Origin of the sequence: Halomonas cerina, assembly GCF_014192215.1 — a bacterium.
GTDB lineage: Bacteria > Pseudomonadota > Gammaproteobacteria > Pseudomonadales > Halomonadaceae > Halomonas > Halomonas cerina.
The window spans coordinates 121158-142983 of sequence record NZ_JACHXP010000008.1 but is presented as its reverse complement, the minus strand read 5'-3'; the positions used below and the strand labels follow the sequence as shown (position 1 = coordinate 142983).

General features: G+C 67.8%; 19 protein-coding genes. 12 read left to right on the top strand and 7 right to left on the bottom strand.

Features of this window, described 5'->3' with window-relative positions:
• Positions 1–38: 38 nt before the first annotated feature.
• The 3 genes from zipA to FHR94_RS09855 all read left to right on the top strand — a co-directional run bounded on the left by zipA (position 39) and on the right by FHR94_RS09855 (position 3949).
• Positions 39–1502: a cell division protein ZipA gene (gene zipA / locus FHR94_RS09865; RefSeq protein ID WP_183325540.1), complete on the top strand. Its 1464-nt coding sequence runs from the start codon at positions 39–41 to the stop codon at positions 1500–1502.
• 136 nt (positions 1503–1638) lie between these two features.
• Complete coding sequence (gene ligA, locus FHR94_RS09860) at positions 1639–3687, top strand: NAD-dependent DNA ligase LigA (RefSeq protein ID WP_183325539.1); 2049 nt, start codon at positions 1639–1641, stop codon at positions 3685–3687.
• Entirely contained in the window at positions 3680–3949 is a 270-nt protein-coding gene (locus FHR94_RS09855; protein ID WP_183325538.1) for a YheU family protein, read from the top strand. The genes ligA and FHR94_RS09855 overlap by 8 nt, the downstream gene beginning before the upstream one ends.
• 63 nt (positions 3950–4012) lie before the next feature.
• Here the strand turns inward: FHR94_RS09855 and mnmC are convergent, their stop codons facing one another.
• Together mnmC and FHR94_RS09845 are read right to left on the bottom strand one after the other, a co-directional pair.
• A complete protein-coding gene (gene mnmC, locus FHR94_RS09850; protein WP_183325537.1) occupies positions 4013–6037 on the bottom strand; it encodes a bifunctional tRNA (5-methylaminomethyl-2-thiouridine)(34)-methyltransferase MnmC2/FAD-dependent 5-carboxymethylaminomethyl-2-thiouridine(34) oxidoreductase MnmC1 in 2025 nt (674 codons plus the stop codon).
• Positions 6038–6179: 142 nt separating this feature from the next.
• The gene (locus FHR94_RS09845) at positions 6180–6479 is read right to left on the bottom strand and encodes a YciI family protein (protein WP_183325536.1); all 300 of its coding nucleotides are present in this window, start codon (positions 6477–6479) and stop codon (positions 6180–6182) included.
• Positions 6480–6588: 109 nt separating this feature from the next.
• On the opposite strand from FHR94_RS09845, the gene FHR94_RS09840 reads away from it, so the two are divergent.
• Both FHR94_RS09840 and FHR94_RS09835 read left to right on the top strand, forming a co-directional pair.
• Positions 6589–7497: a PHP domain-containing protein gene (locus tag FHR94_RS09840; RefSeq protein WP_183325535.1), complete on the top strand. Its 909-nt coding sequence runs from the start codon at positions 6589–6591 to the stop codon at positions 7495–7497.
• Between the two features lie 51 nt (positions 7498–7548).
• Positions 7549–8172 (top strand): L-threonylcarbamoyladenylate synthase, encoded by a 624-nt coding sequence (locus FHR94_RS09835; protein ID WP_183325534.1) that lies wholly within the window; start codon positions 7549–7551, stop codon positions 8170–8172.
• Between the two features lie 18 nt (positions 8173–8190).
• Here FHR94_RS09835 and FHR94_RS09830 read toward each other — a convergent pair whose 3' ends face one another.
• On the bottom strand, positions 8191–9120 hold the full coding sequence (locus FHR94_RS09830; RefSeq protein WP_183325533.1) for an ion transporter: 930 nt from the start codon (positions 9118–9120) through the stop codon (positions 8191–8193).
• Between the two features lie 22 nt (positions 9121–9142).
• On the bottom strand, positions 9143–10009 hold the full coding sequence (locus FHR94_RS09825; protein ID WP_183325532.1) for a CYTH domain-containing protein: 867 nt from the start codon (positions 10007–10009) through the stop codon (positions 9143–9145).
• 103 nt (positions 10010–10112) lie between these two features.
• On the opposite strand from FHR94_RS09825, the gene FHR94_RS09820 reads away from it, so the two are divergent.
• The 6 genes from FHR94_RS09820 (at position 10113) to glrR (ending at position 17957) form a co-directional block, all read left to right on the top strand.
• Positions 10113–10793 carry a TIGR00153 family protein gene (locus tag FHR94_RS09820; protein WP_183325531.1) on the top strand — a complete coding sequence of 227 codons (681 nt, stop codon included), beginning with the start codon at positions 10113–10115 and terminating at the stop codon, positions 10791–10793.
• A 73-nt stretch (positions 10794–10866) separates the two neighbouring features.
• Entirely contained in the window at positions 10867–12132 is a 1266-nt protein-coding gene (locus FHR94_RS09815; protein WP_183325530.1) for an inorganic phosphate transporter, read from the top strand.
• Between the two features lie 302 nt (positions 12133–12434).
• Complete coding sequence (gene argA, locus FHR94_RS09810; RefSeq protein WP_183325529.1) at positions 12435–13748, top strand: amino-acid N-acetyltransferase; 1314 nt, start codon at positions 12435–12437, stop codon at positions 13746–13748.
• 737 nt (positions 13749–14485) lie between these two features.
• Complete coding sequence (locus FHR94_RS09805; RefSeq protein WP_246389886.1) at positions 14486–16015, top strand: sensor histidine kinase; 1530 nt, start codon at positions 14486–14488, stop codon at positions 16013–16015.
• A 2-nt stretch (positions 16016–16017) separates the two neighbouring features.
• A complete protein-coding gene (locus FHR94_RS09800) occupies positions 16018–16566 on the top strand; it encodes a hypothetical protein (RefSeq protein ID WP_183325528.1) in 549 nt (182 codons plus the stop codon).
• Between the two features lie 14 nt (positions 16567–16580).
• Positions 16581–17957 (top strand): two-component system response regulator GlrR, encoded by a 1377-nt coding sequence (glrR, locus tag FHR94_RS09795; RefSeq protein ID WP_183325527.1) that lies wholly within the window; start codon positions 16581–16583, stop codon positions 17955–17957.
• An 80-nt stretch (positions 17958–18037) separates the two neighbouring features.
• On the opposite strand, the gene FHR94_RS09790 is transcribed toward glrR, so the two are convergent.
• The 3 genes from FHR94_RS09790 to FHR94_RS09780 form a co-directional block, all read right to left on the bottom strand.
• Positions 18038–18691, bottom strand: a complete 654-nt coding sequence (locus tag FHR94_RS09790; RefSeq protein WP_183325526.1) for a peroxiredoxin — start codon at positions 18689–18691, stop codon at positions 18038–18040.
• Positions 18692–18912: 221 nt separating this feature from the next.
• Positions 18913–20259: an exodeoxyribonuclease VII large subunit gene (gene xseA / locus FHR94_RS09785; RefSeq protein WP_183325525.1), complete on the bottom strand. Its 1347-nt coding sequence runs from the start codon at positions 20257–20259 to the stop codon at positions 18913–18915.
• Positions 20260–20409: 150 nt separating this feature from the next.
• Positions 20410–20955 (bottom strand): PRC-barrel domain-containing protein, encoded by a 546-nt coding sequence (locus FHR94_RS09780; RefSeq protein ID WP_183325524.1) that lies wholly within the window; start codon positions 20953–20955, stop codon positions 20410–20412.
• 242 nt (positions 20956–21197) lie between these two features.
• On the opposite strand from FHR94_RS09780, the gene FHR94_RS09775 reads away from it, so the two are divergent.
• Positions 21198–21752, top strand: a complete 555-nt coding sequence (locus FHR94_RS09775; protein WP_183325523.1) for a cytochrome P460 family protein — start codon at positions 21198–21200, stop codon at positions 21750–21752.
• The last annotated feature ends 74 nt before the right edge of the window (positions 21753–21826 follow it).

Genomic DNA, 21826 nt, shown 5'->3' with positions numbered 1-21826 from the left:
CCTAGGCATGGCGCCTTATCATAAAGGCATGACGACCCATGGAACTTAGAGAGTGGCTGATCATATTGGGGCTGGCGCTGGTGACGCTGATCGTCATCGACGGCGTGCGGCGCCTGCAGCGTCAGCGTCGTGTTCCCCGTCTCGACCAGGTCGGCGACGACCGGCCCACTGGCGAGGTGGCGGCGGAGCGCGACATTGACCCCGAAGCGGCGGCCCGCGAGGCCGAAATCAACTGGGAATTGCCCAATGGCGGCGCGCGTGTCGTCAGGCCCGCGGACTACAGTGGTGTGCAAGCCAAGCCCAAGCTGCAGCGTCAGGAGCATCCCGGCCCCTCCCGGGTGCTCTCCGAGTTCCGGCGCGGCACCGGCGACACGGCGTCCCCGGCCCCTGCCGAGTCAGCCGCCGCGGCGCCGGCCCGCGAGTCGGAGCGCGCCGAGCGCGAGGCCACCATGACCACCACGGGCCCCGAGCCGGCCTCCCATGAAGTCCCCGGTGCGCCGTCCCCGGTCGAGGCGTCCCGCGGCGAGACCCGACGCGAGCCGGGGATCGCGTCGCTGGACAGTGCCGGTGACGCGCGCACGGAACCCCGCGATGACGGGCACACCGGGCCGTTGGCGGCCGATCCCGAGGACCATGAGGGCCTCGACGACGAGGAACGCTATCGTCTGGTGGACCTCGAGGGGATGGGCGATTCGCTGAAGACGAGCTCGAAGCGCATGGGCTCGTCGATGCACCGCCTCGGCGCCTCGCTGCAGAAGTCGATCACCGAGCGTCGCGCGCAGAAGCGCCGTGAGCGGATCCGGCGCGAGCAGGAAAAGGCCGAGCAGGCCGCCCTGGAGGCGTCCCGTCGCCAGCAGGCCGAGGAGGCGCAGGCGGCCGAGGACGCCGAGCGTCGTCATCGCGAGGCCGAGGCCCTGGCCGAGCAGCAGGCGGCGGGCGCAGCCGTGTCGGCGCCCGATACGCTGGCGGAGGAGGACGTGGTCCGGCCCCACCCGGTGCTGGAGAAGGCGCTGCGCCACGATGTCACCGCCGAGCACGCCCGGGATACCCTGAGCCAGTCCGAGGAAATCATCGTGATCAGCGTGATGTCCCGGGATGAGGAGGGCTTCTCGGGCACCGCGCTGCTCGACCTGATGCTGGCCTGCGGACTGCGCTATGGCCGCGACATGGGCATCTTTCACCGCTTCGAGACCGAGGACCCCGAGAGTCGCCTGCAGTTCTCGATGGTCAATGTGGTCAAGCCCGGCACCTTTCCCATCCAGTCCATGGATGACTTCCGCACGCCTGGCGTCACGCTGCTCATGCCCCTGCCGGGGGCCGAGGACACCGCCGCCGCCTTCGAGGCGATGGTCGAGACCGCCATGGTCATCGTCCGTCATCTCGGCGGCGAGCTGAAGGACGAGCACCAGTGCGTGATGACCGCCCAGACCGTGGGCTTCGCCCGCCAGCGGGTCCAGGAGTTCGAGCGGCGTAATCGCCTCAACCGCTATCAAGTCAATTAGCTTTGCCGGGCTTCGCCCGGAGCCGTAAGCTTGAAGCTGGAAGAAAACCACCTCCGTAGCCTTGCTATGGGGGTGGTTTGGTTTACGCTGCCGTCGAGCTTCGCGGCTTTCGCTATAGACCGAGAACCAGGACTCCATGACCCAGCCCGATAAGGACACCCGTGACGAGGCGGCGCGCCTGCGTGCCGAGCTCGAGGACGCCAACTACCGCTACTACGTGCTCGACGACCCCCGGCTCACCGATGCCGACTATGATCGCAAGCTGCGCCGCCTGCAGGAGATCGAGGCCGAGTACCCCGAGCTGGTCACCCCAGACTCGCCGACCCAGCGGGTCGGGGCCGCGCCCGCCGAGGGCTTCCCCGAGGTGGAACACGCGGTACCCATGCTGTCGTTGGACAATGCCTTCGATGAAGAGGAGCTCGAAGCCTTTGGGCGCCGGGTGGCCGACCGTCTGGAGACCGATCCCGAGGACATCGCCTTCTGCTGCGAGCCCAAGCTCGACGGGGCTGCCGTCTCCCTGGTCTACGAGCAGGGCGAGCTGACCACTGGCGTCACCCGGGGCGATGGCCGTACCGGTGAGGGCATCACTTCCAACCTGCGCACCCTGCGTTCCATTCCGCTCAGATTGCGTGGCCGCCAAGCCCCCGAGCTTCTCGAGGTCCGCGGCGAGGTGATCATGAGCCATGCGGGCTTCGAGGACCTCAACGCGCGCGCCCGGGAGGAGGGCAGCAAGGTGTTCGCCAACCCCCGCAACGCCGCCGCCGGCAGCCTGCGCCAGCTCGACCCGCGTATCACCGCCCGCCGCCCTCTGGAGTTCAGCGCCTATCAGGTGGCTCGCCTCGAACCCGAGGATGGCGAGGCTACCCATGGCGAGTTGATGCAGCGGCTCAATACCTGGGGGTTTCGCACCAGTCGCGACCTCTCGGTGGTGCAGGGCATCGAGGGCGTGATCGACTACTGTCGCCGATTAGGCGAGAAGCGCGATACCCTTGGCTATGACATCGACGGGGCGGTGATCAAGGTCGATGACCTGCGCCTGCAGCGCGAACTGGGCTTCGTGGCCCGAGCGCCGCGCTGGGCTATCGCCTACAAGTTTCCCGCCCAAGAGCAGACCACCCGGCTCAAGGACGTGGAGTTCCAGGTCGGGCGTACCGGGGCGATCACCCCCGTGGCGCGCCTCGAGCCGGTTTCGGTGGCCGGCGTCACCGTCTCCAACGCCACCCTGCATAACGCCGACGAGATCGCCCGACTCGGCGTGATGATCGGCGATACCGTGGCCATCCGCCGCGCCGGCGACGTCATCCCTCAGGTAATACGGGTGTTGGAGGAAGACCGGCCATCCGATGCCCGAGAGATCGTCTTCCCCGAACGTTGTCCGGTGTGCGACTCACAGATCGAGCGCCTGGAAGGCGAGGCTGTGGCACGCTGCTCCGGGGGACTCTACTGCGCCGCCCAGCGCAAGGAGGCCCTCAAGCACTTCGCTTCCCGCCGCGCCCTGGACATCGACGGCCTGGGCGTCAAGCTGATCGACCAGCTGGTGGAGCGCGGCTGGGTGCAGACCCCGGCGGACCTCTTCACCCTGTCCGTCGAGGACCTGGCCGCGCTGCCGCGCATGGGCCAGAAATCCTCGGAGAACCTGGTCAAGGCCCTCGAAAAGGCCAGACATACGACGCTTCCGCGCTTTATCTTCGCCTTGGGGATCCGCGAGGTAGGCGAGGCCACCGCCGCCAACCTGGCCCAGCATTTCGGCACCCTAGACGCGCTGATGGAGGCCGACCAGGAGGCCCTGGAGTCGGTGAACGACGTAGGTCCCATCGTCGCCGCCCATGTGCACACCTTCTTCCGCCAGCCCCACAACCGCGAGACCATTCAGGCGCTCATCGACGCCGGTGTGGACTGGGAGGAGGCCGAGGTGACACGCGGCCCCACCCCGTTGGAGGGCCAGTCCTGGGTGCTCACCGGCACCCTGGAGAGCATGACCCGGGACGAGGGCAAGGCACGTCTTCAGGCGCTGGGCGCCAAGGTCACCGGTAGCGTCTCGAAGAAGACCGCCTGCCTGGTAGCCGGGGAGGCCGCCGGCAGCAAGTTGACCAAGGCCGAGCAGCTCGGGGTCGAGGTGATCGACGAGGCCGAGTTCCTGCGTCGCCTGGCCCGCTGGGAAAAGGGGGAGGACGACCATGGGTGACGGCCGCTTCATCGAGGTGCCGTATCGGATGCTGCCGGGGGAGACCCTGGACGGCCTGCTCGAGGCCTTCGTCACCCGCCAGGGCTACGACACCACCGATACTGGCGAGGGCATGCGCGGTTGGGTCATGGAGCTCAAGTGCCAGCTCGCGCGCGGCGAACTGCTGATCGTCCATGACCTCAGGACCGAGAGCACCGAGGTGATGACGCTCGCCCAGTGGCGGGCCTTCGGCCGTGACCTGGCCGACGACGAGGAGGGGTAGGCTGGGCTGCGGGCGAGGCATGGTGCGAGGAGTAAGGGCAGCCCTGCTGCACGATTGACGCCGTCAGTCGCCCCGGATCAGTTTGCGAATGATGCGCCGTCCCGGGTGCAGGTGGTCGGCCAGGGGCGCCTCCAGGGGCAGGGGCTCGTCGCAGATCCTTGACGCGAGTAGCTCGGCACACAGCGGTGCGCTGGCGAGTCCCCGGGAGCCGTGGGCCGCACTGATCCACAGTCCGGAGTGATGGCGGCCGGGGATGTCGGGAACGCGGGTGGCGTCCTTGGACAGCACGGCATAGTCGGCCTGCCAGGCCTCGGCGTCGGGGACCGGTCCGGCATAGGGCGTCTTGTCGGGGCTGGCGGCGCGCACCGCGGCGCGGCCCGCGAGGCATTCGGGGGTGAGCGTAACACCCGCCGCCACCAGGGCCTCCGGATAGCCGGGCAGGGTGCGGGCAAGCTCGTCGAGATTGGCGGCGTGATCGGTCTCTCGCACCGCGCCGTCGGCCTCGTGGGGAGAGAAGGTCGCCCCGAAGGTCAGCCAGCCGTCGAGAGGCGGCATCACGTAGCCCCCGGCGCAGACCACCCGGGCCGGCGCCGGTGCCCCCTGGGGCAGGGCCAGGCGCGAAATCTGGCCGCGTACCGGCTGCAGCGGCAGGGCGGCGGTCTGGGGGAAACGGTTCGCGCCGGTTGCCGTGGCGATGACCACCTGGTCGGCCTCGAGAGGGTGTTCTCCGTGCTCGCCGGCCAGCGTCAGCCGCCAGCCATCGGTAGTCGGGATGAGTGCCTGGACCTCGCCCCGATGAGTGCTTACGCCGGCCGTGGCCGCCAGGCGGCGGCACAGGTCCTCCGGGCGCACCCAGCCGGCCAGGGGGTAGTAGAGGCCGCCATGCGCGATCGCCACCCCGGCCAGGTCGCTGGCCTGTGCCGCCGAGACCCCGTGCACCACCCTGGCCGGCAGAGAATGGTGGTCGAGGAAGCGCACCTGGCGTCGCGCCTCGCGGTCGGTGGTGGCGAGCTGCAGCACCCCGCAGGGCGACCAGAGGGTGTGCGCGGGATCCAGGGCCTCGAGCCAGCGCCGGCTATGCAGCAGCCCGGCCAGATAGGCGCGGCTCTGCAGGTTGGTCTCGGCGGCCAGCTTGACGTAGAGGGCGCCCTGGGCGTTGCCGGAGGCGCCGGCACCGGGCCTTTCGCGGTCGATCAGGGAGACCTCGACCCCGCGCGGGGCCAGGGCAGCGGCCACGCTGGCCCCGGCGATGCCGGCGCCGATCACCGCGACCCGGCGGGCCGGCCGCGGCGCGGGCGGGGTGCACCAGGGTGTGGCGCGGCGGCGCGTGTCCGCCGGCGGGGCGACGATCTCGCCGGCCAGCATCTCCCGCTTGCGACCGAAGCCGGGCACCTTGCGCCAGCTGAAGCCGGCGGCCTTGAGGCCACGCTTGACCACCCCGGCGCAGGTGAAGGTGGCGAAGGTGGCGCCGGGCCGCGAGCGCTCGGCCATGGCCGCAAACAATGCCGGCTGCCACATCTCGGGATTCTTGGCCGGGGCGAAGCCGTCGAGGAACCAGGCATCGACCCGGCCATCGAGCAGGCGCAGCCGCTCCACGGTATCGCCCAGGTGCACGTCGAGGGTCACCCGATCATCGAGCCACAGCCGATGCACGCCGGCCACCGGCTCGGGCCACTGGGCGAGCAGGGCGGCCGCCCGCTCGGCGAGATCCGGCCAGGTGGCGAGCGCCCGGGCCAGATCGTCTCGGCCCAGCGGATACTTCTCGGTGGAGACCAGGTGCAGGCGAGCCCTGGCCGGGGCCTGGGCATCGAAGCAGGCCCAGGCGCAGAGCAGGTTGAGCCCGGTGCCGAAGCCGGTCTCGCCGATCACGAAGGGGCGTGCCTCCCGCCAGTCTTGGAGGCGCTCGGGCAGCCGGTTGGCGGCGAGGAACACATGCTCGGTCTCGGCACGGCCGTCGTGGCGGGAAAAGTAGACATCGTCGAAGGCCATGGAGTGGGGCGCCTCCTCACCGCCGTCGTCCCTTCGCCAGTCCAGGCGGGCGGTCTCCAGGCCGGCGAGCGGGGGCAGGGTATCGGGGGCGGCGGTCAAGGCGAGGCTCCGGAAGTAGGGAGGCGGTGGTCAGGATTTGATCGGTCGTGCCGAGATGCCTGGCATGGTGGCTGGCGCCAGGCATCCGCGGTGTTTCAACAGTGTTATCCACAGATGCTGTGCAAAATCGAGGTGGGTTACCTCACGGCAGCACCTTCTTGAAGGGCTTGACCGTCACCTTCGAATAGACGCCGGCGATCATGTAGGGATCGGCGTCGGCCCAGGCCTGGGCACTCTCCAGATCCTCGAATTCGGCGACCACCAGGCTGCCGGTGAAGCCGGCCTCGCCCGGGTCCTCGCTGTCAATGGCGGGATGGGGGCCGACCAGCACCAGGCGACCCTCGTCGCGCAGCGCCTCGAGGCGGGCCAGATGGTCGGGACGAGCGGCCAGCCGCCGCTCCAGGCTGTTGTTCACATCGTCACTGATGATGGCGTAGAGCATCTCGGGTGTTCCTCGGTGGTGGGCGGCTCGCGCCGGGGCCCGGCATTGACCGTCTCGAGCCCGGCGAGCAACATGGAAGGATATTCTGACAAAGTCACCTGCCGGCGTCATGCCCATGTCAGCACTTCCCGTGCGCTTCGAGGGCGACCCCCTCACCATTGACCTGCACATGCACTCCACCGCCTCCGACGGCGCCCTCTCGCCGGCCGGGGTGGTGGCACTGTGTCGCGAACGCGGGGTAACCCACCTGGCGCTCACCGACCATGACACCATGGCCGGCGTCGAGGAGGCTCGTGCCGCCGGCGAGACGGCCGGCCTGCGGGTGGTGCCAGGCACCGAGCTTTCCACCCAGTGGCGCGGTATCAATATCCATGTGGTGGGGCTGCTGCCCGAGGGCGCTCAGGGGGACCTGGTGGCGGGCCTCGTTGCCCAGGCCGAGGCCCGCCACCGGCGGGCTCTGGCGATCGCCGAGCGTCTGGAGAAGGCTGGCCTCGACCATGCTCTCGACCGTGCCCGGGAGCAGGCCGACGCCGACCGTCCGCTGGGCCGGCCGGATTTCGCTCGCGCTCTGGTGGCAGCCGGTCTGGTGCCCGACATGGGCAGTGCCTTCGCTAAGTACCTGGGCAACGGCAAGCCCGGCGATATCAAGGCCCACTGGCCGTATCTCGCCGAGGCCGTGGCCTGGATCCTCGATGCCGGCGGTGTGGCCGTGCTGGCGCATCCGCTGTGTCACGGGCTGACCCGGCGCAAGCGCGGGTTGCTGCTCGATGATTTCGCCGCGGCTGGCGGCCAGGCCGCCGAACTGGTCAGCGGCTTCCAGAATCCCGATGTGACCCGGGACCTGTCGCGCCAGCTTCAGGAGCGCGGGCTCTATGCCTCGGTCGGCAGTGACTTTCACTTCCCCGGCGGTCATCTGGCGCCAGGCAGCATGAGCCGGGTGCCGCGCACGGCGACACCGCCGGTCTGGACTCACCCCCGGCTGGCGGCCCTTATTGGCCTGTCGGCCTCGGCCGCTTGAGGCCGTGATAGCGTCGACATCACTAACATGCACAATGAACAGGGAGTGCCCATGAGCCAGTTCTTCCAGATCCACCCGGACAACCCGCAGAAGCGACTCATTGACCAGGCGGTCCAGATCATCCGCGACGGGGGGGTGATCGCCTATCCTACCGACTCCGGCTATGCCCTGGGCTGTCATCTGGGAGACAAGAAGGCCATCGAGCGGATCAAGTGGCTGCGTGCCCTCGACGACAAGCACAACTTCACCCTGGTGTGCTCCGACCTCTCGGAGATCGGCACCTACGCCAAGGTGGACAATGCGGTCTTCCGCCTGCTCAAGGCGCATACCCCCGGGCCCTACACCTTCATCCTCGATGCCACCAGCGAGGTGCCGCGGCGTCTGCTGCATCCCAAGCGGCGCTCCATCGGGGTGCGGGTGCCGGATCACAACATTACCCGGGCCCTACTCGACACCTTCGGCGAGCCGCTGATGAGCGTGACCCTGATCCCGGAGGACGAGGAATTGCCGATGACCGACGCCGAGGCCATCCGCGAGCGCTTCGGTGCCCATCTGGACCTGGTGATCGACGGTGGTGCCTGCCACCTCGAGCCGACCAGCGTGATCGACCTGCGCGAGCTGCCGCCACGAATCGTCCGGGAAGGCCGCGGCGACACCGCCCCCTTCCGGGAGTGACCCGGCCGCGCCGCCGGCTCAGTGGTCTGGCGGCGCGTCGTCCTCGTCGTCCGCCCGGGGCGTGGTCTTGCCGTCCTCACGCGTCTTGTCCGCCAGCCGCGGGTCCGGTGTGGTCTCGTCGAGCCAGGTCCCGCACTTCAGGCAGTATCGAGCGCTCCGCTCGTGGCGGTCATGGCCGCACCCGGGGCAGGCCTCCTCGGAATAGCGGTCGGCGCGGATCGAGCGGATCACCTCCGCCGAGAAGACCCCGGTGGGCACGGCGATGATCGAGTAGCCGATCAGCATCACCAGCACCGAGATGGCCTGGCCGAGCGGCGTCACCGGGGTGATGTCACCGTAGCCCACCGTGGTCAGGGTCACCACGGCCCAGTAGATGGCGGTGGGGATGCTGGTGAAGCCGGCCTCCTCGGGTTCGATGAGATAGACCAGCGAGGCGAAGATGGTCACCAGCATGAAGACGGTGAACAGGAACAAAAAGATCTGGTGGCTGCTGCGCAGCAGCGCGCCGATCAGCAGCCGCCCCTCGCCGACGAACTCCATCAGCCGCAGCACCCGGAAGATGCGCAGGGTCCGCAGCAGGCGCACCACCACCAGCGACTGGGAACCGGGCACGAGCAGGGCCAGCCAGGTGGGCAGGATCGCCACCAGGTCGATGATGCCGTAGAAGCTCTTCAGGTACTGCCAGGGACGCTCCAGGCAGTACAGGCGCACCGCCAGCTCGAAGGTGAACAGCAGGGTGAAGCCCCATTCCAGCCGAATGAACCAGGCGCCGTAATCGTCTCGCAGGCTGGGGATGCTCTCCAGCATCACCACCAACACGCTGGTCAGGATCACCCCGATCAGGACGATATCGAACCCCTTGGCCAGGGGGGTATCGGACTCGAAGATGATCTGGAAGACCCGCGTGCGCAGGCCCTCCGCGGCGGGCTTGAGGTGCTCGTGGTTCACGGCAAGGTCCTTGGTGAGTCGCTCAGCCCAGCGCGACCTTGGGCAGGCGACGCGCCAGGCCCAGGGCCCGCCGGCCGAAGTCTTCGGTCAGCCAGTGCGTCTGGTGCAGGGCCTCGGCCAGTCGCTGAGCGTCTTCGCTCACCCTAGCATCCTGGAGAGCCGCCAGTCGCCACAAGGCCTGCCGGGCCGTGTCCCGCCAGGCGTCCTCGCCGGTATCGGCCAGGGCGTCCAGGGCCACCACGGCCCGGTGCAGCCAGGCGCTGGCCGTGCCGCCCTCGGGTAGCGTCCAGCAACCGGCCAGCAGGGCGGCACCGCGGGCGGCCTTGCTGGTGTCGGAGGGGCGCAGCGGCACGGTCTTCGCCAGGATCTCGGCCAGGTCGAGCATGGCGGCTTCGTCGCCGTCCTTGAGCTCCAGCTCCAGCTCGCGGATGGTGGCGGTACGCTCCCCGGCACGGATCTCGCCGAGGTCCAGGGCCACCTCGAGGGTGGCGGTGTCGTCCTCCCACCACCAGATCTCGCGGGAAAAGTCGGTGGAGAAGCGTGGCGTCAGGCGCCCCAGTACGCCCTCGCCGAGCGATGCCATGGGCGGCAGGTCGGCGAGCTTGCTCAAATCGAGCCCAGGCCCGAGCACCTCCCACTCCCATTCGCCGCGGTTCGACAGGCCCCCGCCGCCTCGGCCGCTGGTCTTGAGGGTCTGCACCAGTCGGGTGTCGTCATGGCGCAGCCTCAGGGCCAGGCGCGCGGCTTCCAACTCGCCCTCAGGGGTGTCGAAGTAGGTGTTGCCCAGCCGGGTGGTCGTGGTGGGCAGGCCGGCCAGGCGCGGATGGTGGTGCAGGGCCTCAGGGCCTGTCTCGGCCAGGGCCAGTTTGAGCTCGATCTCGTTCGCCATGGCGCTGCCACCTCATGTCGATGAAGATTCAATGATTTTTTCATGACGACGTCAGAGGCAGTCACTATACTGTCGCCGCCATTTCCCAGTGCCAGATGCCCCCATGGTGACATCCAATCCCTTTTCCGCGATGTTCGGTCGCTCGCCATTCCAGCCATTGCTGGCCCACATCGTCAAGGCCAACGAATGCGCCGATCAGCTCCTGCCGTTCCTCGAGGCCACCCTCCAGGGCGAATGGGACGAGGCGGCCGTGTATCGCGAGACGATCACGCGTCTCGAGCATGAGGCCGACGAACTCAAGACCGAGTTGCGGCTCAACCTGCCCAATACGCTCTTCCTGCCGGTGTCGCGCTCCGACCTGCTGGACCTGATCAGCGTGCAGGACAAGATCGCCAACAAGGTGCGTGACATCACTGGTATCATGCTCGGCCGCCGGATGCAGGTGCCCGACGCGCTGGCCCAGCCGATGCGCGACTACATGCGCACCGCCGTGGCCTGCGTGGCCCAGGCACGCCACGCCCTGGAGGAGCTCAAGGACCTGCTGGAGTCCGGCTTCGGGCGCAACGTCAGCGACGTGATGCAGAAGATGATACGCGAGCTGCACGTGCTCGAGCAGCAGGCCGACAGTCAGCAAATCGCCATCCGCCGTCAGCTGTTCGAGCTGGAGGATCGCCTGCCGCCGGTGGACGTGATGTTCCTCTACAAGATCATCGACTGGGTAGGTGAGCTCTCGGATCGCGCCGAGCGCGTGGGCAGCCGCCTGCAGATCATGACGGCCCATTGAATCCTGCGGCCCCGGTGACCCCGGGGCCGCTGTCCGTACGCCATCTCACGACCGCAACGACGGAAGCTTCCTCATGTCGATTATCGCGCAGCACGGCGACGTCTTCATCCTCCTCGCCTGCCTCTTCGGCTTCTTCATGGCCTGGGGCGTGGGCGCCAATGACGTGGCCAACGCCATGGGCACCTCGGTGGGTTCCCGGGCCATTACCATCAAGCAGGCGATCATCATCGCCGTGATCTTCGAGTTCCTCGGCGCCTGGCTGGCCGGGGGCGAGGTCACCAACACCATCCGCAAGGGGATCATCGACCCCGAGCTGCTGCAGGAGGACCCCCAGCTGCTGGTCTACGGCATGCTGGCCGCTCTGCTGGCGGCGGGGACCTGGCTGCTTATCGCCTCGATGCGTGGCTGGCCGGTCTCCACCACCCACTCCATCGTCGGCGCCATCGTCGGCTTCGCCGTGGCCGGTCTGGGGGCGGCCGCCGTGGACTGGGGCGGCGTGGGCAAGATCGCTGCCAGTTGGGTGGTCTCGCCGCTGCTCTCCGGTACCATCGCCTTCACGCTCTTTCGCTCGGTACAGAACCTGATCTTCGAAGCCGATGATCCCTTCGCCGCGGCCAAGCGCTATGTGCCCATGTACGTCTTCCTGATGGGCTTCGCCGTGGCCATGGTCACCCTCGTCAAGGGGCTCAAGCATGTCGGGCTCGATCTTGGCTTCGGGGCCAGCCTGTTGTTCTCGATCCTGCTGGCCCTGGTGATCTCGGGGCTCGGCGTGGTCATGGAGCGCCGCGTCAAGGCCTCCAGTCGCCAGGCCGATCACTTCGGCTTCACCGGCGTGGAGCGGGTGTTCGGCGTGCTAATGATCTTCACCGCCTGCGCCATGGCCTTCGCTCACGGATCCAACGACGTGGCCAACGCCGTGGGTCCTCTGGCGGCGGTCATCAGCGTGGTGCAAGCCGGTGGCGAGATCGAGGGTGCGGCCCTGGTGCCCTGGTGGGTGCTGGTACTGGGGGGCGGCGGCATCGTCGTCGGCCTGATAACCTACGGCCACAAGGTGATCGCCACCGTGGGCACCGGCATTACCGAGCTGACCCCCAGCCGAGGCTTCGCCGCTACCCTGGCCGCCGCCATTACCGTGGTGCTGGCCTCGGGCACCGGCCTGCCGATTTCCACCACCCATACCCTGGTGGGGGCGGTGCTGGGCGTGGGTCTGGCGCGCGGCATGGCCGCGCTCAACCTGCGCGTCATCGGCACCATCGCCATGTCGTGGTTGATTACCCTGCCGGCCGGGGCGGGGCTGTCGATTCTGTTCTTCTTCATGTTCAAGGGGATGTTCAGCTAACCCCGGCTACGAGCCACGAGCCACGAGCCACGAGCCACGAGCCACGAGCTACGAGCTACGAGCTACGAGCTACGAGCTACGAGCTACGAGCAGGGCAGGGGTAATATCCTGCCCGAAGCCCGAAGCCCGAAGCCCGAAGCCCGAAGCCCGAAGCCCGAAGCCCGAAGCCCGAAGCCCGAAGCCCGAAGCCCGAAGCCCGAAGCCCGAAACGGCGGCGCCGCGGTGGTGCCGCCGTTTTCGTGGCTCTGCTATAGTCGAGGCTTCCCCGTTCGCTTTCGTTCACCCGCTGCCGGAGTGCGGCCTTGGATACTCGCTTCCCCTTCGTCGACTGGTTCCGCAATTCCTCGCCCTACATCAATGCCCACCGCGGACGCACCTTCGTCATCCTGGTCGAGGGCGAGGCGGTGGCGAAGGGGCGGGGCGAGCAGCTGATCCAGGACCTGGCGCTGCTGCACACCCTCGGGGTGCGCCTGGTGGTGGTCTTCGGCATCCGCCCGCAGGTCCACCAGGCCCTGGGTGAGGCCGGCATCACGCCGCGCCGCCATCAGGGACGCTGGGTGGCCGACGAGGCGGTCATGGCCCAGGTGGAGCGCATCGCCGCCGAGCGACGGCTGTGGCTGGAGGCTCGCCTCTCGCTGGGCCTGCCCAACACGCCGCTGCATGGCGTCGAGATGACCGTGGTTTCCGGCAACCTGGTGATGGCCAAGCCACTCGGCGTGCGGGACGGCGTCGACTTCGATCGCAGCGGCGAGGTACGGCGGGTGCGGGCCCAGGCCATCCAGGGGCTGCTGGACCAGGGAGCGCTGGTGGTGCTGCCGCCACTGGGCTTCTCCAGCACCGGTGAGGTCTTCGACCTGGAGGCCGCCGAGGTGGCACAGCATGCCGCCATGGGGCTCTCCGCCGACAAGCTGATCCTGCTTGGCGAGGCCAGCGGGCTGTTCGACCACAGTGGGCAGCTGCAGCGCCAGCTGACCCCGGACGATGCCGAGTCGCTGCTCGCCCAGGCCGATCCGGAGGGAGAGCTGGCACGCCACCTCGGCGCCGCCTGCGCCGCCTCCCGCCACGGCGTGGCCCGTACTCACCTGCTCTCTTGGCATGACCACGACGCCTTGCTCGGCGAGCTGTTCACGCGCGATGGGGTGGGGACCATGATCACTCGGCATCGCTACGAGCAACTGCGTCCCGCCGAGCTCGGCGACATCGGCGGACTGCTCGAACTGCTCGACCCTCTGGAACGCCGCGGCATGCTGGTACCGCGCTCCCGTGAACGCCTGGAATACGAGATCGATGACTACGTGGTAATCGACCGCGACGGCATGATCATCGGCTGCGCGGCGCTGCATACCTTCGGTGAGGCGACCATGGGGGAGCTGGCCTGCGTGGCGGTGCACGTCGGCTATCGCGGCGGAGCCCGGGGCGAGCTGCTGTTGGCCGAGATCGAGCGGCGCGCCCGGCAGCGTCGTCTCGAGGCGTTGTTTGCCCTGACCACCCACACCACCCACTGGTTCTTCGAACACGGCTTCCGCCTGGCCGAGACCGAGGAGCTCCCGCCCCTGAAGCGGGAGGCCTACAATCATGCCCGCAAGTCCAAGATCCTGGTCAAGCCGTTGGCCTGAGTGGCAGTCGGTCGTCGCCAGGAAGAGACGATATAATGCTATGTTTTATAAACTTTTTTTATTTTTCCGGAACGGCGATGTCGCTAGGTGGCGACAGATTCGCGGCCCGGCGGCCCGGTATACCGGGGAAAGTACACAGCGGCATGACCTTTGTTGTTTTCAAGTAATTGTTTATTAAACAATAAATGGCTAATGGCATGATCTTGGCTAGGTGATGAATGAGCGAGGGAAACGGTTTTACGGCTCGAATCGTTTCCCGGCTGCCGAGAAGCAAGAGCCAACACTGCCCTGTGCGCCTGGCTTCGAGGCGGCCTCGTCTGCTCCAAGCGATGTGTGACGTTAGGTTGCGATGAGACGGTACCGACGCTGTCAGGGACGTGTACCGAAAGGACACGGATGTCCGGGCATGGAAGCCCTTTCCCCCGCCCGGGGGATCGAATCGCGCACCATCGCCGGCGGCCCGGCCGCGGCGGTGGTGCCAGCAACGAAGCGGAGTGGTCCGCCACTCGCATGAGCCGACCACCCTGGTGATCGGTGGTCGGCTCATGGCTTCGGGGGCCGCATGGCCCATAGGAGGATCGGGCGATGGGGGACCAGGCCCCCGATCGAGTGATCTTCCTGACCCTTCAGTTCCCTGCGTATTGGGCCGGCTCTGCCGGCCTTTTTTTTGCCTGCCCCCGGAGGCGTGTCTCCATCACAGGGTAACGGCCGAATTCTGGTATTCTGGGACGCGATGGATGGCAACACCCTTTACCCACCTTCACAGATTGCTGGCCATGACCACCGCCGTCACGCGTCGCTGGCGCCCCCGTTCCCTGCTGCAGCTGGTCCTGCTGGCATTCCTCATGGTGATGCTGCCGCTCGCCGTGCTGATGTTCCAGGCCGGTCAGGCGCTCTCCGAACTCTCTCGCCTGGCCGATATCAGTGCTCGTCAGGCGGTGGAGGAGACCCGGCGTGCCCGCAACCTTGGTGCGCTGGCGCTGGAGATGGAACGCGGGGCACGTCAGTACGCGGTGGTGGAGGAGGCGAGCCTGCTCGAGATCTATGCCGAGCGGGTCAGGGAGTTCCGCCAGTTGCTCGCCCAGCACGCCCTGATGCTGCCCGACGACCCGGATGTCCAGGCGCTGCGCGAGCAGGTCGATGAACTCGCCCGGCTGCCTGAGCTGCCCATGGAGGCGTTCCGGCAGCGGCTCGACGATTTCCTGCCTTTCGCCCGGCACATCGAGGCCATGCGCCAGGCCACCGGGGCGCGTATCGATGCGCGGATCGACGAGATACGGGTGCGGGCCGAGGTCGTGCAGACCCGCCTGTGGTGGCAGACGGCGGCGCTGGTTTCGGCCAGCTTGCTGCTGATGCTGCTGTTCACGCGGTTGATCATCCGGCCGGTGCGCCAGCTCGAGCGGCGGATACTGGGGATCGGCAGCGGAGCCCAGACAGGGCCGACCCCGGCGATCCAGGGCCCGGCCGAGCTGGTGTCCCTCGACGAGCGACTCGACTGGCTCGCCTCGCGGCTATCGGAGCTCGAGGAGCAGAAGCAGCAGTTCCTGCGCCACATGTCCCATGAGCTCAAGACCCCCCTGGCCAGTGTGCGTGAGGGCTCCTCGCTGTTGGCCGACGGTGTGGCGGGTGAGCTCACGCCCCGACAGCGGGAGATCCTCGACCTGATCGATGTCAGCGGCGGCGAGCTGCAGCAGCTCATCGAGCAACTGCTCGACTACAACCTGCTGCAGCATCAGCAGCGCTTCACCCCCGAGCGGCTGGACATCGCCACCATCGTCAAGGAAGTCCTCGCCAAGCACCGCCTGGCGCTGTTGCAGAAGGAGATGGCGGTGTCCTGCTTCGATGGGCCGTTGGTCTGGCAGGCCGACCGTACGGCGATCTCTCGGGTGCTCGACAACCTGATCTCCAACGCCGTCGCCTATGGCGAGGATGGTGGTGAGCTCGAGGTTCGCGCCCACCCCCGTCATGACCGGCTGGTGGTCGAGGTGGCCAACAGCGGTGAGCCGATTCCCCCCGAGGACCGCCCCCGACTCTTCGAGCCCTTCTACCAGGGCCGGGTCCGACGCAAGGGCGCCCTGAAGGGCTCGGGGATCGGGCTCTCGGTGGCTGCCGACTGTGCACGGCTGCAGCACGGCCGCCTGGAGTTGGTGGACGACCCGCGTCTGGCGGTGTGCTTCCGGCTGACGCTGCCCCGGCAGGTGGCGGTAAGCGATACTCCTGATGAAAAGAGGGCGTCCGCGATCGAGGGCGCCGATGCAAGGAGCTGACGATGACGTTACGCCCATGGCTCGCAGGTCTGGTCCTGTTCGGGCTGGCCGGCTGCCAGTGGACCCCGGACTCCCTGTCGCCAAGTGGCGGGGCGTCGCGATCGGCCTCCCAGGCCGCAAGCCCCGCCTGCGTGTCCGAGATGCCTGATTTCGACGACGAGGCCTGCCTGCTGCATGACTGGGTGGCCTTCGGCCTGGCCTCCCAGCGGGGCGACCACGCCTGGCGGGAAGGCATGCTCGGCCTGTTCGAGGGCGCGGCGGCCGAGCAGCGCCTGGCGCGTGCCGTGCTGCTGGCCTGGGGGGGCGAGGCGCAGTGGGACCGGGCGTCGGTGCTGCTTAAGGCCGACTTGCACGCCGCGCCCCCGGCACTGCAGCCGCTACTGCGCTACTGGCTCAACGAGGTGGAAGGGCGACGTGCCCTGGCCGGCCGGCTGGCCGAGAGTCGCCGGGCGCTCGCGACCCTTAAGACCGACAACAAGGCCCTGGCCGAGAAGCTCGATGCCCTGACCGACATCGAGCGTAACATCAACCTGCGACAACAGACCGAGTGATGCGGAGAGACCCTATGACGCCCCCCGGACGCCCTTCTGCTGCCGGCCAGCATCACGCCCAGATCCTGCTGGTCGACGATGATGCCAGCCTGCTGAAACTACTGGGCATGCGCCTGGAAAGCCGCGGCTATCGCGTGACCACCGCTGAGAGTGGCCGCGAGGCCCTGCGGCGACTGGAAACGGCCCGGCCCGATCTGGTGCTGTCCGACATGCGCATGGACGAGATGGACGGCCTGGCCCTGTTCCAGGAGATCCAGCGCCGAGTCCCGGGCCTGCCGGTGATTATCCTCACCGCCCACGGCTCGATCCCCGATGCCGTCAGCGCCACCCGCCAGGGGGTCTTCGGTTTCCTGACCAAGCCGGTGGACCGTGACGAGCTGTTCTCGACCATCGAGGACGCCCTGGCCCAGACCTCAACGGCCGGCGCCGATGGCGACGAGAGCTGGCGTGAGGCGATCATCACCCGCAGCCCCGAGATGGAGCGTATCCTCGAGCAGGCACGCATGGTGGCGGGCTCCGACGTCAGCGTGCTGATCACCGGCCCCTCGGGGTCCGGCAAGGAGCTACTGGCCAATGCCATCCACAAGGTCAGTCCTCGGGCTGGCAAGCCCTTCATCGCCATCAACTGCGGGGCGCTGCCCGAGCAGCTGCTGGAGAGCGAGCTGTTTGGCCACGCCCGGGGGGCCTTCACCGGGGCGGTGAGCGAGCACCAGGGTCTGTTCCAGGCCGCCGACGGCGGTACCCTGTTCCTCGATGAGATCGGCGACATGCCGCTGCCACTGCAGGTCAAGCTGCTGCGGGTGCTTCAGGACCGCCAGGTGCGACCCCTCGGCTCCACCGCCTCGGTGCCCGTCGATGTGCGCCTGATCTCGGCCACTCACCGCGATCTGGACCGCGCCATGCACGAGGGGGAGTTCCGTGAGGACCTCTACTACCGACTCAATGTGGTCAACCTCAGGCTGCCGCCGCTCAAGGAACGGGCCGAGGACGTGCCGCTGCTCGCCAAGCACCTGGTGGCCCAGGCGGCCGCGCGGCACAAGCCCTTCGTCAAGGGCTTCTCGCGGGAGGCCCTCAACCTGCTGGCCAGTAGTGCCTGGCCGGGCAACGTGCGCCAGCTGGTCAACGTGGTGGAGCAGTGCGTGGCCCTGACCAGTGCGCCGATGATCCCCGAGGCCCTGGTGGCCCAGGCGCTCGCCGCCGAGGAAAACGCCCTGCCCACCTTCAACGATGCCCGGGCCGGCTTCGAGCGCCGCTATCTCGTCAAGGTGCTCAAGATCACCGAGGGCAACGTCACCCAGGCCGCGCGAATCGCCGGACGCAACCGCACTGACTTCTATAAGCTGCTGGCCCGCCACGAGCTCGAGCCCTCGGCCTTCAAGCCGGCGAGCTGATCCGTCCCGAAACGCCAGCCCCCGCCGAAGGGCGAGGGCTGGCTTGTGGGATGGATAGGCATCGGCGCATCCACCGAGACTCACTCGGGCATCTTGGTCTTGCGCAGGTAAGGGAAGATCGTCTCGAACTCGCCGAACTTGGTCTTGGCCTCCTCGTCGGAGACCGACGGCGGGATGATCACGTCTTGGCCCACGGTCCAGTCCGCCGGGGTGGCGATGCCCTTGCGGGTGGTGGCCTGCAGGGCGTCCAGGGAGCGCAGGATCTCGCCGAAGTTGCGCCCCACGGTCATCGGATAGGTCATCGACAGCTTGAGCTGCTTGTCCGGGCCGATGATGAATACCGAGCGCACCGTGGCGCTGTCGGCCGGGGTGCGACCATCCGGCAGGTAGGCCTCGGCCGGCAGCATGTCGAACAGCTTGGCGACCTTGAGGTCCTCGTCGGCGATGATCGGGAAGTCGACGTGACCCTGGCAGTAGCTCTCGATGTCGCCGATCCAGCCCTTGTGCTCTTCCAGGCCGTCCACCGAGACGCCGATCACCTTGGTGCCGCGCTGTTTCCACGCTTCACTGAGCTGGGCGACGGCGCCGAACTCGGTGGTACAGACCGGGGTGAAGTCCTTGGGATGCGAGAACAGAATCGCCCAACCGTCGCCGATCCAGTCGTGGAAGCGGATCGGGCCCTGGCTGGTCTCGGCCTCGAAATCCGGAACGACGTCATTGATACGCAGTGACATGGTGCAGTGCCTCCTTCTGGGAGAAAGAAATCTCGGCGCTCCGCGGTGAGCGAGGCCGTGTCGCCGACGTCCCGGTGGGGCGTCGGGCATGACGCAATCTTGGAAAGTAGCACATCCGGGGCGCCAGAAGGCAAGAGAAAAGCATTGCAAACAGTCGTTTATGGCATATCGTTCGACTCTTATGCCGTGTGCACGCTCGTCAAGTGGCGTCACCGGCCTGCTCAGGCCTCGTCGAGGCACTCCTTGACCTCCATGCCCAGCCGCCCTTCGCCGAGCCGTGCCGTCAGGTGCTCGCCCGGTCGGGTGTCCGCCGCCCGGCGGATCACCCGGCCCTGGTCGTTCTCCAGGATCGCATAGCCCCGCCCCAGTACCGCCAGGGGGCTGACCGCCTGCAGCTCGCGGGCCAGGGCACCGAGCCGCTCGCAGTGGCGGGCCAGCTCGCGGGGCATGGCCTGGTGCAGCCGGTGGCGGGCCAGCGCCAGACGTTGTTCGGCCTGGATCACCCGTGTGGTGGGTGAGCGCAACGCCAGGCGCTGACGCAACTGGTGTTCCCATTGCCGGGCCGTCTCGAGCCGGGCGCGCATCGCTCGATGTAGGCGGCCCTCCAGCTGCTCCAGCTGCCGACGCCGGAAGGCCAGCACCTCGCCGGGGTGGCGCAGCCGGGCGCGCAGGTGATCCAGACGCTGGGCCTCGGTGTCGAGCCGGGCGCGTTGGGCGCGCACCAGCCGGGTCTCCAGCATGCGCAGCCGGGCGAGCAGCTCGGCGCGGTCCGGCACCAGCTGTTCCGCCGCCGCCGAGGGCGTGGGCGCGCGCCGGTCGGCGGCGAAGTCGGCGAGCGTCACGTCCACCTCGTGGCCCACCGCCGACATCACCGGCAGCCGAGAATGGAAGATCGCCCGGGCCAGGTGCTCGTCGTTGAAGGCCCACAGGTCCTCCAGGCTGCCGCCGCCACGGGTGACCAGGATGGCGTCCCGCGCGGGGTCCAGGGCCGACTGGCGATTGAGCAGCCCGAGCGCGGCGATCATCGCCGGGGCCGCCTCGCGGCCCTGGACCGGCACCGGGATCAGCGTCACCTGGACCAGCGGCCAGCGCGTGGAGAGCACCGCCAGCACGTCGCGGATCGCCGCTCCGCTGGGGGAGGTGAGCACCAGCAGGTGGCGCGGCGGGTAGGGCAGGGGCCGAGCGTTGGTGAACACCCCCTCGGTGTCGAGCTTGGCCTTGAGACGCTCGAAGGCGGCCAGCAGCTCACCTTCGCCCACCGCCTGCACCGCCTCGACGATCAGTTGGTAGTCGCCCCGTGGCTCGAACAGCGAGACCCGGCCGCGCACCTTGACGTGGTCGCCGTCGCGCATCGGCGTGGCGACGAAGCGTGCCCGTTGGCGGAACAGCGCACAGCGCAGCTGGGCCCGCGCGTCCTTGAGGGTGAAGTAGACATGCCCCGAGGACGGCCGCGAAACCCCGGACAGCTCGCCCTCCACCCAGACCTCGCCGACCTCCTGCTCCAGCGTCTGGCGGGCGAGGCGGTTGAGCTCGGTAACGGAGAGGGAAGCGTCCTGATTGCGGGTCATGATGGCGTCAACTCGGGTCGAAACGCCGCTTATCCTAGCATGGTCGCCACAGGCCAGGGCGTCTGGCCGGTGGGGCAAGCGATGCCGGCTGACGGAAAGCAGGGCACAAAAAGCGCCGAGCCAGGCCCGGCACTTGTTCGTGCGTGGACATCACTCCTCGTTGCCCATGGTGCCACCGGGGACACCGTCAGCTTGCCAGGTGCCGGGACCGATGAGATCGCTGCGACGCCGCTCGCGCTCCTCATCAAACCACGTTCGTTCATACTCCGGAAAGCCCTCGAGATCCTCGGTTTCGGCATGGATAAAGATGCGATGCGTGACGTAGCCCTCTCCGAACTCCTGGCTCTCATCATGTTCGGTTTCCAGGCTGATGTCCTTGATGTCGGCAACGATCTCGCGACCCCCCAAGCCCAGGACCTCGCCCGTGGAAATCACCAGAGAGCTGATTTTCTGTTGGTCGTCGAGCAAGATATCCTCGACGTCACCCACATCTTCCTCGGGATCACTCTCCAGATAGACATCGGAGCCGATCAGGTCATTGGCGGAATAGAGTCCCTGTGCCGACCGCTGTTCGTTCTGCTGTTGGTTATTCTGCTGTCCGTTTTCGTTGCCATGTTCAGCTGCCACCGCCTGGGTGCCAAAGGCGAAACTTCCCGTAACGGCTGCAACGGCGATCGTCAGTAGACGTTTTTGCATAGCACTCTCCTGTCCGGGGCCACTGTGTGCACTTCAAGCTAGATCACGTTCTTGGGGCTGTAAGTCAAAGTCGGTTTCGGACCGTTTCGGAGTGTGATGCCGCTGAATGGGCGAGGTGAGCACCAGCAGGTGGCGGGGCCGGCTACTGGCCACCTTTCAGCTGGTCGGGGTTTGACGGCCGGGAGGCGCTGACCTAAGCCTAGATTTACAGGGCCCGGGGGCCCACCGACCGGAGGGGCACCATGGCACACTCATGGCACATTCGCGGATCGGGCCTGACGGCGAGCCTCGCGCTGTTGATGGCTGGCAGCGTCGCGGCCGGACCGGAGAACGTCGACTTCCCGGAGAACTATGCCGGTACCTTCGTGCGTTACACGACGGTGGACAAGCCGGATCGCGACCCGCCCATCATCCGCTTTCTGTATATCAATCCCGATGCCCTGGCGGAGGCTCGGCCGGGTGAGCCGTTGCCGCACGGCACCGTGGTGGTCATGGAGGATCACGAGGCCGAGCTGAACGAGTCCGGTGAGCCGCGCCGCGACGCCGATGGGCGCTTCATCCCCACCCACGAAGTCACCAACGTCTTCGTACAGGAAAAACAGCCCGGCTGGGGGGCGGAGTATGCTGAGGACAAGCGCAACGGCGAGTGGGAATATGCCTGGTTCCGATCCGACGGCAGCCGGCGGGACGATCAGAGCATGGACTCGTGCTTCGAGTGCCATCGCCAGGTCGCCGACCAGGACTTCACCTTCACGACCGCGCCGTTCATCACGCGCATCAAGGCGGCGACGGAGTAGTGCTGATTGGCCTCTCCCAGGCCTAACAGCCTATTTCGATAGGTAGTGAACGTGAGCTGTACCGACCGTCTAAT

Coding starts and splice junctions, on each gene's coding strand:
- zipA (WP_183325540.1), top strand. CDS start 39: ATGGAACTTAGAGAGTGGCTGATCATATTGGGGCTGGCGCTGGTGACG.
- ligA (WP_183325539.1), top strand. CDS start 1,639: ATGACCCAGCCCGATAAGGACACCCGTGACGAGGCGGCGCGCCTGCGT.
- FHR94_RS09855 (WP_183325538.1), top strand. CDS start 3,680: ATGGGTGACGGCCGCTTCATCGAGGTGCCGTATCGGATGCTGCCGGGG.
- FHR94_RS09845 (WP_183325536.1), bottom strand. CDS start 6,479: ATGCTCTACGCCATCATCAGTGACGATGTGAACAACAGCCTGGAGCGG.
- FHR94_RS09840 (WP_183325535.1), top strand. CDS start 6,589: ATGCCCATGTCAGCACTTCCCGTGCGCTTCGAGGGCGACCCCCTCACC.
- FHR94_RS09835 (WP_183325534.1), top strand. CDS start 7,549: ATGAGCCAGTTCTTCCAGATCCACCCGGACAACCCGCAGAAGCGACTC.
- FHR94_RS09825 (WP_183325532.1), bottom strand. CDS start 10,009: ATGGCGAACGAGATCGAGCTCAAACTGGCCCTGGCCGAGACAGGCCCT.
- FHR94_RS09820 (WP_183325531.1), top strand. CDS start 10,113: ATGGTGACATCCAATCCCTTTTCCGCGATGTTCGGTCGCTCGCCATTC.
- FHR94_RS09815 (WP_183325530.1), top strand. CDS start 10,867: ATGTCGATTATCGCGCAGCACGGCGACGTCTTCATCCTCCTCGCCTGC.
- FHR94_RS09805 (WP_246389886.1), top strand. CDS start 14,486: ATGGCAACACCCTTTACCCACCTTCACAGATTGCTGGCCATGACCACC.
- FHR94_RS09800 (WP_183325528.1), top strand. CDS start 16,018: ATGACGTTACGCCCATGGCTCGCAGGTCTGGTCCTGTTCGGGCTGGCC.
- glrR (WP_183325527.1), top strand. CDS start 16,581: ATGACGCCCCCCGGACGCCCTTCTGCTGCCGGCCAGCATCACGCCCAG.
- FHR94_RS09790 (WP_183325526.1), bottom strand. CDS start 18,691: ATGTCACTGCGTATCAATGACGTCGTTCCGGATTTCGAGGCCGAGACC.
- xseA (WP_183325525.1), bottom strand. CDS start 20,259: ATGACCCGCAATCAGGACGCTTCCCTCTCCGTTACCGAGCTCAACCGC.
- FHR94_RS09780 (WP_183325524.1), bottom strand. CDS start 20,955: ATGCAAAAACGTCTACTGACGATCGCCGTTGCAGCCGTTACGGGAAGT.
- FHR94_RS09775 (WP_183325523.1), top strand. CDS start 21,198: ATGGCACACTCATGGCACATTCGCGGATCGGGCCTGACGGCGAGCCTC.